Origin of the sequence: Phaeovulum veldkampii DSM 11550, from assembly GCF_003034995.1 — a bacterium.
Classification (GTDB): Bacteria; Pseudomonadota; Alphaproteobacteria; order Rhodobacterales; family Rhodobacteraceae; genus Phaeovulum; species Phaeovulum veldkampii.
In genome coordinates this window covers 81,259-95,415 of the sequence record NZ_PZKF01000006.1, presented here as the reverse complement: position 1 = coordinate 95,415, position 14,157 = coordinate 81,259, and the positions used below count along the sequence as shown (strand labels likewise).

The following is a 14,157-nucleotide window of genomic DNA, read 5'->3' as shown; positions in this document are numbered from 1 at the left end:
GCCGATTCAGACCGCCGGGCTCAGACCACGGGGCGGTCAATGCCCATCATGGCGCACAGCCCGTCCAGCGTGCCGCCCGCGCCGTTGCCCCAATCGGCGCCGCGGGCGGCTAACAGCGTGGCCTGGCTTTGATGGATCAGCCCGTCCGACAGGATCTTCAGGTGGTTGGCGCGTAGCGTCTCGCCCGATGAGGTGATGTCGGCCACCGCTTCGGCGGTCAGGTTTTTCACCGTGCCCTCGGTCGCGCCCTGACTGTCCACCAGTTGATAATCGGCCACCCCCGCCCCGCGCAGGAAATCGCGCACAAGGCGATGGTATTTCGTGGCGATCCGCAGCCGGAACCCATGCGCGCGGCGAAAGGCGGCGGCGGCAGCGTCAAGGTCTTCGAGCGTGTCCACATCGGCCCAGCAGGCGGGCACGGCCAAAATCAGGTCGGCATGACCAAACCCCATTGGCGTCAGTTCGGCCACCTGGGTTTCCCAGTCGGCCAGCTTTTCGCGCACGAGATCCGACCCGGTGACCCCCAGATGGATGCGCCCCGCCGCCAGTTCGCGCGGGATCTCGCCCGCCGACAGAAGCACCAGTTCCACCCCGTCGGCGCCCTCAACGGCGGCGGCATATTCGCGGTCAGACCCGGTGCGGCGCAGCACAAGGCCGCGCGCAGCGAACCAGTCGAAGGTTTGCTCCATCAGCCGCCCCTTGGAGGGCACGCCCAGTTTCAGCGTCATGCCCGCCCCTCCAGATCGGCAACCAGACCGGGCCTGATCACGCCGCCCACCGCCGGAATCGACCGGCCCTGCCCCAGCACCGCCGTCAGCGCATCATAGCGCCCACCCGAGGCGACAGGCGGCAGACCCGGCCCTGCGGCGGTGAAGGAAAAGACAAAGCCATCATAATATTCCATCGTGGCGCGACCGTGGCTCGCCTCGAACCGGACGCTGTCCAGATCGACACCGCGCGCGGCCAGCGCCGCCAGTCGCCGGGCCAGCCGATCAACCGCACCCGCGATGGCGGGCATGTCGGACGCCAGCGCACGCAACTGCGCCAGCGCCTGCGGCGCGGGCGCGTTGACAGCAAACAGCGCGTCAAGCTGCGCAACCGCCTCGGCCGCAAGCGGCGCCGCCGCGGCATCAGCCCGCAGCGCGGCGATGCGGGCCGCCATCTCGGCAGGGTCACGCAGGCCGATCCAGGGCGCCTCGGGCTGCCCGGCACCCGTCAGCAACGCAGCACGGGCGGGCGGCACCGGGGTCAGGCCCGCATAGCGTTCCAGCAGCGCATGAAAGCGGTGCGGGCGCCAGATGTGGCGCAACAGCGCCGCCTTGCGCGCGGGCAGCGTATCCAGCCCCCGCACGGCATCCATCAGCAGCCCGATGTCGCCCATCGCCGCGCGCAACCGCAGCGGCGCCAGAAGACGCGCGAACAGCGCGAACACCTCGGCGTCGGCGGCCTCGGGGTCGGCGCGGTCGAACACCTCGAACCCGGCCTGAAAATACTCGGCCACGCGCGGGCCGCGGTGCTCCTGCTTGCGGAACACCTCGCCCAGGTAGCAATAGCGCGCAGGCTCTGCCCCCTCGGCCATATGGGCCTGCACCACCGGCACGGTGAAATCGGGGCGCAGCATCATCTCGCCGCGCAAAGGGTCGGCGGTGACGTAGGCGCGGGCGCGGATATCCTCGCCATACAGGTCGAGCAGCGCCTCGGCGGGTTGCAGGATATCGGCCTCGACCTCGACCGCCCCCGCCTCGCGGAAGGCCGCCAGCAGGCGGGCACCAGTGGCGCGGGCGGCGGCCTTGTCTGCCATCAGCCCTGCCCCAGCATCCGCCGGACCGCAGCGACGAGATCGGCGCGCGCCACCTCGACCTGCGCGGGCTGGGATTTCCATTCCTCGACCGAGGCTTCGGCGGCGATCCTGGCCCCCAGAACGAGGTCTTTGAGCACCACCGCGCCACGCGCAGCCTCGTCCCCCCCCCGGATCACGGCAATGGGCGCGGCGCGCTTGTCGGCGTATTTCAACTGGTTTCCGAACTGCTTGGGATTGCCCAGATAGACCTCGGCGCGAATGCCCGCGCGGCGCAACTCCGACGCCATCGCCTGATAGTCGGCCATCCGGTCACGGTCCATCACCGTCACCACCACCGGTCCCGGCGCCACGCCCCCCACGCGACCCTTGGCGCGCAGCGCCGCCAGCAGGCGATCCACCCCGATCGAAACGCCGGTCGCCGGCACCTTCTGCCCGGTGAACCGCTCGACCAGCCCGTCATAGCGCCCGCCGCCCGAAACCGAGCCGAACTGCCGCTTGCGGCCCTTTTCATCCAGAATTTCAAAGGTCAGCTCGGCCTCGAACACCGGGCCGGTGTAATAGCCCAGGCCCCGCACCACCGAGGGGTCGATCTCGATGCGGTCGGGGCCATAGCCCTGCGCATCCAGCAGCCCGGCGATGGTCTCCAGCTCCACCACGCCCTCCAGTCCCAGGGGCGAGCCGCTGACCAGCTCGCGCAGTCGCGCCACCGTGGCCGCCCCCGTGGCACGCCTGGCGGCCATGAAACCCATCACGATATCGGCCTGGTCATCCGACAGCCCCGCGCCCGTGGTGAAATCGCCGCTCTCGTCCAGCCGCCCCGCCCCCAGCAGCGCGCGCACGCCCGCATCGCCCAGCCGGTCGAACTTGTCGATGGCGCGCAGCACGATGCCGCGTTCATGGGCCATGTGGTCGGGGTCGGCGGTGTTCAGCACGCCCGCCACCTCCATCACGCCGTTCAGAACCTTGCGGTTGTTGACCCGCACCAGATAATCGCCGCGGGGGATGCCCACGGCCTCCAGCGCATCCGACAGCATCGCGCAGATTTCGGCATCCGCAGCCACCGAGGGCGCGCCCACCGTATCGGCATCGCATTGATAGAACTGCCGAAACCGCCCCGGCCCCGGCTTTTCGTTGCGCCAGACCGGACCCATCGCATAGCGCCGGTAGGGACTGGGCAAGTCGTTGCGATACTGCGCCGCCACGCGGGCCAGGGGCGCCGTCAGGTCATAGCGCAGCGCCAGCCAGTCGGCGTCTTCGTCCTGCCAGGCAAAGACGCCCTCGTTCGGGCGGTCCACGTCGGGCAGGTATTTGCCCAGCGCCTCGACCGTTTCCACCGCCGACGTTTCCAGCGGGTCAAACCCGTAGCGATGATAGACCTCGGCGATCGTGTCGAGCATCGCCTTGCGTTCCGTCACATCCGCGCCGAAATAGTCGCGGAACCCCTTGGGGGTTTCGGCGCGCGGTCTGCGGGGGGACTTGTCCTTGGCCATCGCTTCTGCCTCGCTTAGGTTACGCGCGCGGTGTAGCGGATGGGGCGCGGGCCGACAAGCGGCAGGGGGTAGCAGTGAGCGACAGGATCGAACGGGCCGAAGAACAGATCGCGCATCTGACGCGCGTGGTCGAGGATTTGTCCGATATCGTCACCCGGCAGACGACCGAGGTTGCGGCGCTGACGCGGCGGGTGGCGCTGTTGTTGCAGCGCGAGGCGGAACGCGAACTGGATGCGGGCGGCTCGGTGCCGCTGGCCGATCAGCGCCCGCCGCACTGGTAGCCGCCGCCGCCGCGGCGCGGATCACACCAGGGCGAGGAACGGAAACGTGACCCCGATGCCCCAGGCAAAGGCCACCGCATTGGCAATGCCAGCCACAAAGGGGTGCCCGGTGCGGCGGTAGGCCCAATCGCTGAACAGACCATAGACCACAAAATAGATCACGATCACCGGCACGATGATCAGCAGGAAGAACAGCCGCTCGAAATCAAGCGCCACGGCAAGGCCGAGCGAGATCAGGAAGGCCAGCTTGGACGCCGCATAGCCCCCCCGCGCCGCCCCCGGTCCGCGCGTCATCCATTCGGCGGCCAGAAAATAGCTGAGTGTTCCCACCAGCATCGCCGCCACCAGCGCCAGCCGTTCGGGGCCGGGCACGAAATTCGTCAGGAACTGGTCGATCGGCCAGATCAGCACGGCAAAGCCAAAGCCGGTGACCGCCAGCGCCGCCAGCCCCAGCGCGGGCCACGAAACCTGCGCCCGCGCAGGCGCCCGCCCGCGGCCCAGCCAAAGCAGGCAGGCCGCCGTGATCAGGCCATAGGCACCGAAATGCACCGCCAGATAATCGCCCACCACGACCGGCAGAAATTGCGTGGGCAGCACGCGCAGCAGCAAGGGCGTGGCGATCATCGGCACGACCAGCGGCAGCCACAGCCGCCGCCAGCCCAGCCCCGCCCCCGCCGCAGGCCGCGCCACCACCGGCAACAGCCGCGCCGCGGGCCATGCCAACGCCACGCCACCCGCCAGCAGCAGCATGATCCACGGCCCCCGCGGCTCCAGCACCGGCGCGTCGGGGCGCGCAATGCCAAAGGTGGCATCCAGCCACTGCACCATCTCGCGCATCGTGGCCTGACTGAACAGCACACTGGCATGTTCGGTATGCGGGCTGAAGGCCGCACGCCGCCCGGTGCCCTGCGCCGGGTCGCCATAGGTGACGCCCGCCTGCGGTTCTTGGGGCGCGGTGGCAAGCCCCACGACGCGCAGCGCCTCGGCCTTCAGCCCGGTTTCCCAGTCGCCGACAACCACCAGCAGATTGGCGGGCTCCGCCTCGGTGACCACCGGCGAAAACATCGACACCGCGATGGTCGCGCGCACATCGGGCGCGCTTTGGGCAAAGCGCACGACAATGTCGGAGGCCATCGAATGGCCCAGCACCGCCAGCCGCCCGTCGCCATAGGCCCGCGCCGCCTCGGCCACGCGGGTCAACTCGGTCACCAGCGTCACGGTGGCGCCGTCGATCTCGGTCAGCGAGCCGGTCAGCGGCAACGGGTTGCGCCCGTGTCCGGCCAGATCATAGCTGACCGCCACATAACCGTTGCGCGCCGCAGCCAGCCCGAACGACTGCATCAGTTGCTGCGACCCGGCAAAGCCATGCGCGATGACCAGCACCGGCGCGGGCGCGTCACTGGCCGGGCGGAACAGCGTGGCGGGCGTGGTGCCCACGGTGATCGGCGTCACCCGCACCCCACGCTCGGCCGCGGCCAGCATCCACAGCGACAGCCCGATGGCCAGCACCGCCACCACAGCCTGAGCCACCGTCCGGGCTGTCATGCCGCCCCGTTCCCCTGCGCCTTGCCCGGTCATCTGCGCCCCGCCCCCCCGTGTTGCCCAGCATTTCGTGTTGCCCTGCATCTTATGCGTCCGACCCAGCCTATCGGATCACCCCGCGCTGCCACAATCGCGCAGCCGCCGGCGAGCCATGGATTTCCCGCACAGCGGCGCTAGATCGCAGGCAAAGACATGAGGCCCGCATGACCCAGCCCCCCTTGCTGCAAACCAACGTGCTTGGCGGCACGCTGCAACCCTGCTCCTCCGCGCCGGTGACCGGGTTTTTCCGCGACGGCCATTGCCGCACCTGCGACGAAGACCGCGGCAGCCACACCGTCTGCGCGGTGATGACGGCCGAGTTTCTGGCATGGTCGAAATATGTGGGCAATGACCTGTCAACCCCGCGCCCCGAATTCCGCTTTGCGGGCCTGAAGCCCGGCGATCACTGGTGCCTGTGTGCGGGTCGTTTCTTGCAGGCGCATGAAGAAGGCTGCGCGCCGCAGGTCCGGCTGGCCGCCACAAACGAACGCGCGCTGGAGGTGGTGCCGCTGGAGGTGTTGCAGCGTTACGAGACAGGCCACCCTGACCCCCGCGGCGTTTGACACAAGACCCCGAAAAACGCTAGTCTGACCCAAGTTTCTCAGCCATCGCGCCCCTTGCGCCCCAGTCCGAGGCCCCGATGCCCACGACATTCAACGCCTTTTATCTGGGCACCTTTGACGATATCGACCCGACCGAGCGCAAGATAAATCAAAGTTCAGAAAACGCTGATCAGTTGCGAAACAGGACTTTTGGCAGCAGTTCCGACGGCCTCTTTGATCACATCGTGTCGTTTCGCACCGATGACCGAAATAATAATGGCTATCTAGAACAAAACAACTTCGCATCAAATGACCACGCCTTCATCAACTACGGCAATGGTGAGGTTGACCTGATCTTTGACGGTGGCGCGACTTATAACACCACGATTACCTACAAGGATGGCTCGACCGTGAACACTCAACTGGTTGTCGTTCAGATGACGACAGGGGAGTTGTTCGTTGTGCCCAGCCTGAACGGTTCGGTTAACGACCTGCTGGACGATCAGGCAATTCAGTCGATCACGTTGGGGAACATCGTGTCAAGCGGCGGCGCAGGGATGACGGCAGACCGCCCCCTGCTCGACTTCCTCTGCTTCACCCGCGGCACCCGGATCGAGACCGACCGCGGCGCGGTTCCGGTCGAGATGCTGCGCCCCGGCGATCTTGTGCGCACGCTCGATCACGGCGTGCAGCCCCTGCGCTGGATCGGCGCGCGCAGCCTGTCGGCAGCCGAACTGGCCGCCGCCCCGCATCTGTGCCCGGTGCGCATCCGCGCGGGGGCGCTGGGGGCGGGCCTGCCCTTGCGGGATCTGACCGTGTCGCCGCAGCACCGGGTGCTGGTGCGATCAAAGGTGGCCGAACGGATGTTCGGCGCGCCCGAGGTGCTGGTTGCGGCCAAGCACCTGACCGAACTTGACGGCATCGACCAGATCGAGGGCGCCAGTGGCGTGGACTACTGGCACTTTCTGCTCGACCGGCACGAGGTGGTGTTTTCCGAAGGCGCGCGCACCGAATCGCTGTTCACCGGCCCCGAGGCGATGAAGGCGCTGTCGCCCGAGGCGCGGGCCGAAATTCTGACGCTGTTCCCCGAACTGGCGCAAACGCCCGACATTCGCCCCAGCGCCCGCCCGCTGGTCAATGGCCGTCAGGGCCGCAGCCTTGCGCACCGCCACGCCATGAACCGGATGGCGCCCGCCGCCTGACCCGGCCCCCAAACACACCAAAGGCCGGGCAAGCCCGGCCTTTTCTTCATCTGAACGATAGCCTCAGGCGGTGCGGCGCAGCCGGATTACCACATCGACGCGGGTGATCTCGGCGCCCGGCGGGGCCGAGGGCAGGCGCGCGATTTCCAGATCTTCGGTCGGTGCATCGGTCAGTTCGGACCCGTCTTCCCAAAAGTAATGCGGGTGGTCATCCATCCGCGTGTCGAAATAGGACCGGGCGCCATCAACCGTAATCTCGTGCATCAAGCCGGCATCACAAAACGCGCGCAACGTGTTATAGACAGTGGCCAGCGACACCGCCTGCCCCGCGGCACGGGCAGCGGCGTGCAGACCCTCGGCGGTGACGTGGCGGTTGTGACCGTCACCCACGAGAAGCGTGGCAAGGGACAGGCGCTGGCGCGTCGGGCGCAACCCGGCCCCCGCCAGCCATTGCTGTCCGCGATCTTGAACACTGTGTGACATGATCTCAACTTTGGTTTTGGACGAATTCCAGTATGAGCCTCCGGGCCAGCAATTTCAATGGTCTTTGCTGCCGCTGCGCGCGCAGGCCGCGGCTTGCGGGCCTTGCGCGGGTTCTGGCGCGGGTGATAGAGGGTTGAACGAAACGTGACACCAAGGGGGGACCGGCGTCCGATGGCCGACTATCCGACTTATTTTGACAAGGACGCCCTGCTGAAATGCGCCCGCGGCGAATTGTTCGGGGCGGGCAATGCCCAACTGCCCGAGCCGCCGATGCTGATGATGGACCGCATCACCGAAATTTCGGCCGACGGCGGCGAACATGGCAAGGGCCATGTGGTGGCCGAATTCGACATTCACCCCGATCTGTGGTTCTTTTCGTGCCACTTCCCCGGCAACCCGATCATGCCCGGCTGCCTCGGCCTTGACGGGCTGTGGCAGTTGACCGGCTTCAATCTGGGCTGGCGCGGCTGGGAAGGGCGCGGTTATGCGCTGGGCGTGGGCGAGGTCAAGCTGACCGGCATGGTCCGCCCCGAGCGCAAGATGATCCGCTATTTCGTCGACTTCACCAAGGCGGTGCAGACCCGCCGACTGACCATGGGCGTGGCCGACGGCCGGGTCGAGGCGGACGGCGAAACCATCTATCTGGTCAAGGACATGAAGGTCGCTCTCTCGGCGAGCTGATCTCAACACACAGGAGGCTGCCCATGCGCCGCGTCGTCATCACCGGGATCGGGATCATCTCGCCCATCGGCAACAACGCCGACGAAGTCACCCAGTCGCTGCGCGAGGGCCGCTCGGGCATCGTGGCCGCGCCCGATTATGCCGAGCGCGGCTTTCGCAGCCAGGTCAAGGGCGATCTGAACATCGTTCTGGAAGACCACATCGACAAGCGCAACCTGCGTTTCATGGGCCGCGGCGCCGCCTACAACTTTCTGTCGATGGAACAGGCGATCCGCGACAGCGGGCTGGAGGAGAGCGATATCTCCAACCCGCGCACCGGGCTGATCATGGGATCGGGCGGGCCGTCCACCTCGAACTTTTTCGAGGCGCATCAGATCGTGCTGGAAAAGGGCGCGCCCAAACGCATGGGCCCCTTCATGGTGACGCGCTGCATGTCATCGACCAACTCGGCCTGCCTTGCCACGCCGTTCAAGATCAAGGGCGTGAACTATTCGATCACCTCGGCCTGCTCGACCAGCGCGCATTGCATCGGCAACGGCGTGGAACTGATCCAGATGGGCAAGCAGGACGTGGTCTTTGCCGGTGGCGGCGAAGAACTCGACTGGACGCTGTCGTGCCTGTTTGACGCGATGGGTGCGCTGTCGTCGAAATACAACGACACCCCCGCGACTGCCTCTCGCGCCTTTGACGCGACCCGCGACGGGTTCGTGATCGCGGGTGGCGGCGGCGTGGTGGTGCTGGAGGAATTGTCGCACGCGCTGGCGCGTGGCGCGAAAATCTATGCCGAGGTCACCGGCTATGGCGCCACCTCGGATGGGTACGACATGGTGGCGCCCTCGGGCGAGGGTGGCGAACGCTCGATGCGGGTGGCGATGGCTACCCTGCCCGAAGACCGCAAGATCACCTATATCAATGCCCACGGCACCTCGACCGTGGCGGGCGACGTGACCGAGGTGCAGGCCGTGCGCCGGGTCTTTGGCGAGGGTCAGGTGCCCGCCATGTCTTCGACCAAATCGCTGACCGGGCACAGCCTTGGTGCCACCGGCGCGCAAGAGGCGATCTATTCGCTGCTGATGATGCAACACGGCTTCATCGCCGCATCGGCCAATATCACCGAGCTTGACCCGGCGATCCGCCCCGACGAGGTGACGACCACCCGCCGCGACGGGGTCGAATTCGACAGCGTCTTGTCCAACAGCTTCGGCTTTGGCGGCACCAATGCCACGCTGGTGATGAGCAAATATCTCGGGTGATGTGACATGGCCGATCTGATGAAGGGCAAGCGGGGCCTGGTAATGGGCGTCGCCAACGAACGCTCCATCGCCTGGGGCATCGCGGCGGCGCTGGCTGCCGAAGGGGCCGAGCTTGCCTTTTCCTATCAGGGCGAGGCCTTTGGCAAGCGGGTGGAACCGCTGGCGGCCTCGGTAGGGTCCAGCCTGCTGGTCGATGTCGATGTGAACGACGACGCCAGCCTTGACGCCGCCTTTGCGCGGCTGAAGGCGGAATGGGGCACGATGGATTTTCTGATCCACGCCATCGCCTATTCCGACAAGGCCGAACTGGCGGGCCGCTTCATCCACACCAGCCGCGACAATTTCAAGAACAGTCTGGCGATTTCCTGCTTCAGCTTCATCGACGTGGCGCGCCGCGCCGCCGACCTGATGCCCGATGGCGGCAGCTTGCTGACGGTGACTTTCGCCGGGTCCAACCGGGTGACGCCCTATTACAACGTGATGGGCGTGGCCAAGGCGGCGCTGGAAAGTGCCGTGCGCTATCTGGCCAATGATCTGGGCCCCGACGGCATCCGCGTAAACGCCGTCAGCCCCGGCCCGATGAAGACGCTGGCCGGGGCCGCGATCGGCGGCGCGCGCAAGACCTTTCGCCATGCCGAGGCCAACGCACCGCTGCGCCACAACGCGACGCTGGAAGCGGTGGGCGGGGCGGCGGTGTTCCTGTGCTCGGACCTGGGCGCCTGCACGACCGGCGACATCGTGATGGTGGACAGCGGCTATCACGTTCTGGGCATGCCGCAGCCCGACAACATCTGACGTCGCCCCAAGATTTTTCGACGAAAAATCTTGGGCTTACCCGTCTCGCCGCGTCTCCAGGTCGCGCAGGGCATCGCGCAGCGCCTGTAACCGGGCCTGATAGGTCTCGGCATCGCCGTAATCGGGAAACCGCGCATAGTGGTCATGCGTGCCCTTGACCCGGCGCGCGTGCTTGATCGGACACCAGTATTGCTCGGTCCGTCCGGCAATTTCGCGAACATAGGCGATCAGGCCGTTGCAATATCCGCAATAAACGCAGTTCACCTTTTGCACCGCGTTCAGATAGGCCAGTTGGTGCCGGTCAATCGCGATATAATCGCGTCGGCGCACCTTGGCGATGCCATAGATCGGAAAGCAGACCGCCTGATAGACGGTCACAAACAGATCCAGCAGCACGAACGGGATCAGCAGCGCATAAATGACCGGGACGGTCAGTATCACCAGAACCGGCGTGTTGCGCAGGAACGTGCCCAGCCGAATCTGCGCGGCACGGTGGCGGGCGCGCACCTCGGCCTCAAAGGTGATGCGCCCCTGCTCGACCCGATAACTCAGCGCGGCGCGGCGGGTGTCGATCTCGTCCTCGATCTCGTCCTGAAGGGCGCGCAGGCGTTGCAGAATATCGTCAATCGGTGTGGCCATCGCCGTCTCCCCTGATCGGGCAATCAGATCATGTTTCCCCGCAACCAGCCAGCCCCCTTCCCCGCACTGCCGCGCTGTGCCAACGTGGCACAAAGCCTGCCGGAGGAACCGATGCCCCAGACCCATTTCACCGCGCCCGATGGCGCGCGCCTTGCCTACCGTGACACGGGTGCCGGGCTGCCGGTGATTGCGCTGGCGGGGCTGACGCGCGACGGGCGCGATTTCAACTATCTGGCGCCGCATCTGCCCGGCGTCCGGCTGATCCGGCCCGATTACCGCGGCCGCGGCGGGTCGAGCTGGACCGGGGCCGCCACCTATACCGTCCCAACCGAGGCGCGCGACGTTCTGGCGCTGATGGACCATCTGGGGATCGCGCGGGCGGCGATCATCGGCACCTCGCGCGGGGGGCTGATCGGGATGTTTCTGGCCGCAACGGCACCGGGTCGGCTGGCGGGGCTGTGCCTGAACGATGTCGGCCCGGTGATCGAGCGCGCCGGGCTGGAGCGGATCTTCGATTATGTCGGGCGCAACCCGCGGGCACGCAACGCGGCCGATCTGGTGGCGCGGATGCCCGGCCTGATGCCGGGCTTCGAGGGTGTCCCGCCCGAGCGTTGGGCGGCCGAGGTGGCGCATCACTATGCCGAAACGCCCGACGGGCTGCGCATCCGCTATGACCCGTCCCTGCGCGAGGCGTTTCTGGCGGCCTTCGACGGCCCGCCGACCGATCTGTGGCCCCTGTTCGATGCCTGCGCGGGCCTGCCGCTGGCGCTGATCCGGGGGGCAAATTCCGATCTGCTGTCACCTGAGGCCACGACCGAAATGCGCCGCCGCCGCCCCGACATGATCTTTGCCGAGGTGCCAGGGCGCGCGCATATCCCGTTTCTGGACGAAGCCGAGGCGCTGGCCGCGATCAGCCTGTGGTTGCGGGCCTGCGGTGCCTGAGCGGGCCTATTCGGCCACCAGCCGCGACACGACCACCGTCACTTCGGGCTTCTTGCCGATCTCTTCCATGCAGACCTGCCGCACGATGCGCCGGATCGCCTCGTCGATCTTGTCATCCGAGGCGATCACCTTGGCGCTGGCGCGTTCCAGAAACTCGGCCAGTTCCGCCTCAAGCTGATCGGCCAGCGCGGCGCCCGAACGGCCCCGGCCCGCCAGCCCCATCAGTTCCACCCAGGCATCGCCCAAGGGCAGATCGTCTTCGTCCACGATCACGGTGATCAATACATGGCCGTTCAGCGCCATGCGGATACGGTCGCGCACGATGCCATCCAGCGCCCCGATCAGCACGTTGCCATCCAGATAGCGCCGCCCGGCCTCGATATGCTCCACCACCTTCGGGGCGGGGCCGGTCAGGTCGATCATCATGCCGTTGGTCACAACCTCCGAGGCGATGCCCTTGGACTGCGCCAGCCGCGCATGTTCGCGCAGGTGGCGGTGTTCGCCATGCATCGGAATCAGGATGGCGGGCGACAACAGATCATGCACAGCCTCAAGATCGGGGCGGTTGGCATGGCCCGAAACGTGGTAAAGGCCGCCGCGGTCATCGACAACCTCGACCCCCATTTCCGACATCGCATTCATGATGCGGATTACGCCACGTTCGTTGCCGGGAATGGTTTTCGACGAAAACAGAAAGGTATCGCCCTCGCGCATCTCCAGCCCCAGATATTTGCCGCGGCTGAGCTGCGCACTGGCGGCGCGGCGTTCGCCCTGGCTGCCGGTGACGATCAGCATCAGGTTTTCGCGCGGGATATGCTGGGCCTCCTCGGGCGACACGACGCCGGGAAACTCGGTCAGCACGCCGGTTTCGGCGGCGGCGGTGATCATTTTCTTCATCGCCCGGCCCAACATGCAGATCGAGCGCCCGGCAGCGCGGCCCGCCTCGGCCAGCGTTTTCAGCCGCGCCACGTTCGAGGCGAATGTGGTCGCAACCACCATTCCATCCTGCGCGGCGATGAATTCGGTCAGCGGCCCGGCCAGCGTCGCCTCGGACCGGCCCGGATGGGTCGAAAAGATGTTGGTGCTGTCACAGGCGAGGATGCGCACCCCCTGCCCTTCGCGCGCGATCTCGTGCCACATCACCGGATCGAAGGCCTCGCCCACCACCGGGTTGCCGTCCAGCTTGAAGTCGCCCGAATGCACGATACGGCCCGCGGGCGTGTCGATTACCAGCGCGCTGCTTTCGGGGATGGAATGGCTGACCGGCACGAACTGCACCCGGAACGGCCCGGCCTCGATCGGGTGGCGCGGAGCGTGAACATGGATCACATCGGTCGGAAGCCCGGCCTCGTCCATCTTCATCTCGGCGATGCGGGCGGTAAAGCGGCGGGCATGAACCGGCACCTTCAGCCCCGGCCACAGATGCGCCAGCGCGCCAACATGGTCTTCGTGGGCATGGGTGATAAAGATCGCCTCCAGCCGGTCAGCGTTTTCCTCCAGCCAGCTGATGTCGGGCAGGATCAGGTCAACGCCGGGCGAGGTATCCATGTCGGGAAAGGTCACACCCAGATCGACCAGGATCAGCCGCTCCTTCCCGGCGGGACCGTAGCCATAGACATAGGCGTTCATCCCGATTTCCCCGGCACCGCCAAGCGGAAGGTAGATCAGCCGGTCTTTTTTCATGCCACTTGCCCTTTGTGGTTGAACCGGTGGATCAGCACCAGCCCATGCATCGTCAGATCGTCCTCGACAGAGGCGAACAGATCGAACCCCTGATCGAACAGCGCCGCCAACCCGCCGGTGGCGATCACCTTCATGGGTCGGTCGCGTTCGATCCTTATCTGGCGCACGATGCCTTCCACAAGGCCGATATAGCCAAAGTAAACCCCCGACTGGATACACGTGACCGTGTTCGTGCCGATCGCCGCCTGCGGCTTGGTGATGTCCACATGCGGCAGCGCAGCGGCGGCCATGTGCAGCGCCTCAAGGCTCAGGTTCACGCCGGGCGCGATCACGCCGCCGATATAGGCACCGTCATGGTCGATCACGTCAAAGGTGGTAGCGGTGCCGAAATCGACCACGATCAGATCGCCGCCGTGGCGGTCAAAGCCCGCCACGGTGTTCACCAGCCGGTCGGGGCCGACCGTGGTGCCCTGATCGACGCGGGGCGCGACCGGCAGCGCGCAATCGGGCTTGCCCACCACTAGCGGGCGACAATCGAAATAGCGGTTGCACAGCACACGAAGGTTGAACACCACCCGCGGCACCGTGGACGAGATGATCGCATCGCTGATCTGCGCCTCTACCTTGGTCAGCATCATCAGGCTGGACAGCCAGACGAAATATTCGTCCGCCGTGCGGCGGTGATCGGTCGCAATGCGCCATGTCGCGCGAAAGCTGCTGCCGTCCCAGATCGAAAACACCGTATTGGTATTGCCGCAGTCGATGCACAAAAGCATGGGGGCTG

At 66.5% G+C, this 14,157-nt stretch carries 15 protein-coding genes; 7 read left to right on the top strand and 8 right to left on the bottom strand.

The window, feature by feature from the left end:
• Positions 1-20: 20 nt before the first annotated feature.
• The 3 genes from hisG to hisS are packed head-to-tail and all read right to left on the bottom strand — an operon-like array spanning position 21 to position 3,291.
• Positions 21-728: an ATP phosphoribosyltransferase gene (gene hisG / locus C5F46_RS04170; protein WP_107324097.1), complete on the bottom strand. Its 708-nt coding sequence runs from the start codon at positions 726-728 to the stop codon at positions 21-23.
• Entirely contained in the window at positions 725-1,801 is a 1,077-nt protein-coding gene (locus C5F46_RS04165) for an ATP phosphoribosyltransferase regulatory subunit (protein ID WP_107324096.1), read from the bottom strand. The genes hisG and C5F46_RS04165 overlap by 4 nt, the downstream gene beginning before the upstream one ends.
• A complete protein-coding gene (gene hisS / locus C5F46_RS04160; protein WP_107324095.1) occupies positions 1,801-3,291 on the bottom strand; it encodes a histidine--tRNA ligase in 1,491 nt (496 codons plus the stop codon). Before hisS ends, C5F46_RS04165 begins: the two co-directional genes overlap by 1 nt.
• A gap of 74 nt (positions 3,292-3,365) precedes the next feature.
• On the opposite strand from hisS, the gene C5F46_RS04155 reads away from it, so the two are divergent.
• On the top strand, positions 3,366-3,572 hold the full coding sequence (locus C5F46_RS04155) for a SlyX family protein (RefSeq protein WP_235820078.1): 207 nt from the start codon (positions 3,366-3,368) through the stop codon (positions 3,570-3,572).
• Positions 3,573-3,593: 21 nt separating this feature from the next.
• Here the strand turns inward: C5F46_RS04155 and C5F46_RS04150 are convergent, their stop codons facing one another.
• Positions 3,594-5,117, bottom strand: a complete 1,524-nt coding sequence (locus C5F46_RS04150; RefSeq protein ID WP_107324125.1) for an alpha/beta hydrolase — start codon at positions 5,115-5,117, stop codon at positions 3,594-3,596.
• Positions 5,118-5,317: 200 nt separating this feature from the next.
• Here C5F46_RS04150 and C5F46_RS04145 point away from each other — a divergent pair, with 200 nt between their 5' ends.
• Together C5F46_RS04145 and C5F46_RS04140 are read left to right on the top strand one after the other, a co-directional pair.
• Entirely contained in the window at positions 5,318-5,716 is a 399-nt protein-coding gene (locus C5F46_RS04145) for a DUF2237 family protein (protein ID WP_107324094.1), read from the top strand.
• Between the two features lie 77 nt (positions 5,717-5,793).
• Entirely contained in the window at positions 5,794-6,897 is a 1,104-nt protein-coding gene (locus C5F46_RS04140; RefSeq protein ID WP_107324093.1) for a Hint domain-containing protein, read from the top strand.
• Between the two features lie 63 nt (positions 6,898-6,960).
• Here the strand turns inward: C5F46_RS04140 and irrA are convergent, their stop codons facing one another.
• Positions 6,961-7,380: an iron response transcriptional regulator IrrA gene (gene irrA, locus C5F46_RS04135; protein ID WP_107324092.1), complete on the bottom strand. Its 420-nt coding sequence runs from the start codon at positions 7,378-7,380 to the stop codon at positions 6,961-6,963.
• A 171-nt stretch (positions 7,381-7,551) separates the two neighbouring features.
• Between irrA and fabA the strand changes: the two genes are divergently transcribed.
• The 3 genes from fabA to C5F46_RS04120 are packed head-to-tail and all read left to right on the top strand — an operon-like array spanning position 7,552 to position 10,109.
• The gene (gene fabA / locus C5F46_RS04130) at positions 7,552-8,061 is read left to right on the top strand and encodes a bifunctional 3-hydroxydecanoyl-ACP dehydratase/trans-2-decenoyl-ACP isomerase (protein WP_107324091.1); all 510 of its coding nucleotides are present in this window, start codon (positions 7,552-7,554) and stop codon (positions 8,059-8,061) included.
• A 23-nt stretch (positions 8,062-8,084) separates the two neighbouring features.
• Positions 8,085-9,314 carry a beta-ketoacyl-ACP synthase I gene (gene fabB / locus C5F46_RS04125; protein WP_107324090.1) on the top strand — a complete coding sequence of 410 codons (1,230 nt, stop codon included), beginning with the start codon at positions 8,085-8,087 and terminating at the stop codon, positions 9,312-9,314.
• 6 nt (positions 9,315-9,320) lie between these two features.
• Positions 9,321-10,109, top strand: coding sequence for an enoyl-ACP reductase FabI (locus tag C5F46_RS04120; protein WP_107324089.1), 789 nt, complete (start codon positions 9,321-9,323; stop codon positions 10,107-10,109).
• Positions 10,110-10,145: 36 nt separating this feature from the next.
• Here the strand turns inward: C5F46_RS04120 and C5F46_RS04115 are convergent, their stop codons facing one another.
• On the bottom strand, positions 10,146-10,748 hold the full coding sequence (locus C5F46_RS04115) for a hypothetical protein (protein WP_107324088.1): 603 nt from the start codon (positions 10,746-10,748) through the stop codon (positions 10,146-10,148).
• A 111-nt stretch (positions 10,749-10,859) separates the two neighbouring features.
• Between C5F46_RS04115 and C5F46_RS04110 the strand changes: the two genes are divergently transcribed.
• Positions 10,860-11,690, top strand: a complete 831-nt coding sequence (locus C5F46_RS04110; protein WP_107324124.1) for an alpha/beta fold hydrolase — start codon at positions 10,860-10,862, stop codon at positions 11,688-11,690.
• Positions 11,691-11,696: 6 nt separating this feature from the next.
• On the opposite strand, the gene C5F46_RS04105 is transcribed toward C5F46_RS04110, so the two are convergent.
• Together C5F46_RS04105 and C5F46_RS04100 are read right to left on the bottom strand one after the other, a co-directional pair.
• On the bottom strand, positions 11,697-13,373 hold the full coding sequence (locus C5F46_RS04105; RefSeq protein WP_107324087.1) for a ribonuclease J: 1,677 nt from the start codon (positions 13,371-13,373) through the stop codon (positions 11,697-11,699).
• Complete coding sequence (locus C5F46_RS04100; protein ID WP_107324086.1) at positions 13,370-14,149, bottom strand: type III pantothenate kinase; 780 nt, start codon at positions 14,147-14,149, stop codon at positions 13,370-13,372. The genes C5F46_RS04105 and C5F46_RS04100 overlap by 4 nt, the downstream gene beginning before the upstream one ends.
• Positions 14,150-14,157 lie beyond the last annotated feature (8 nt).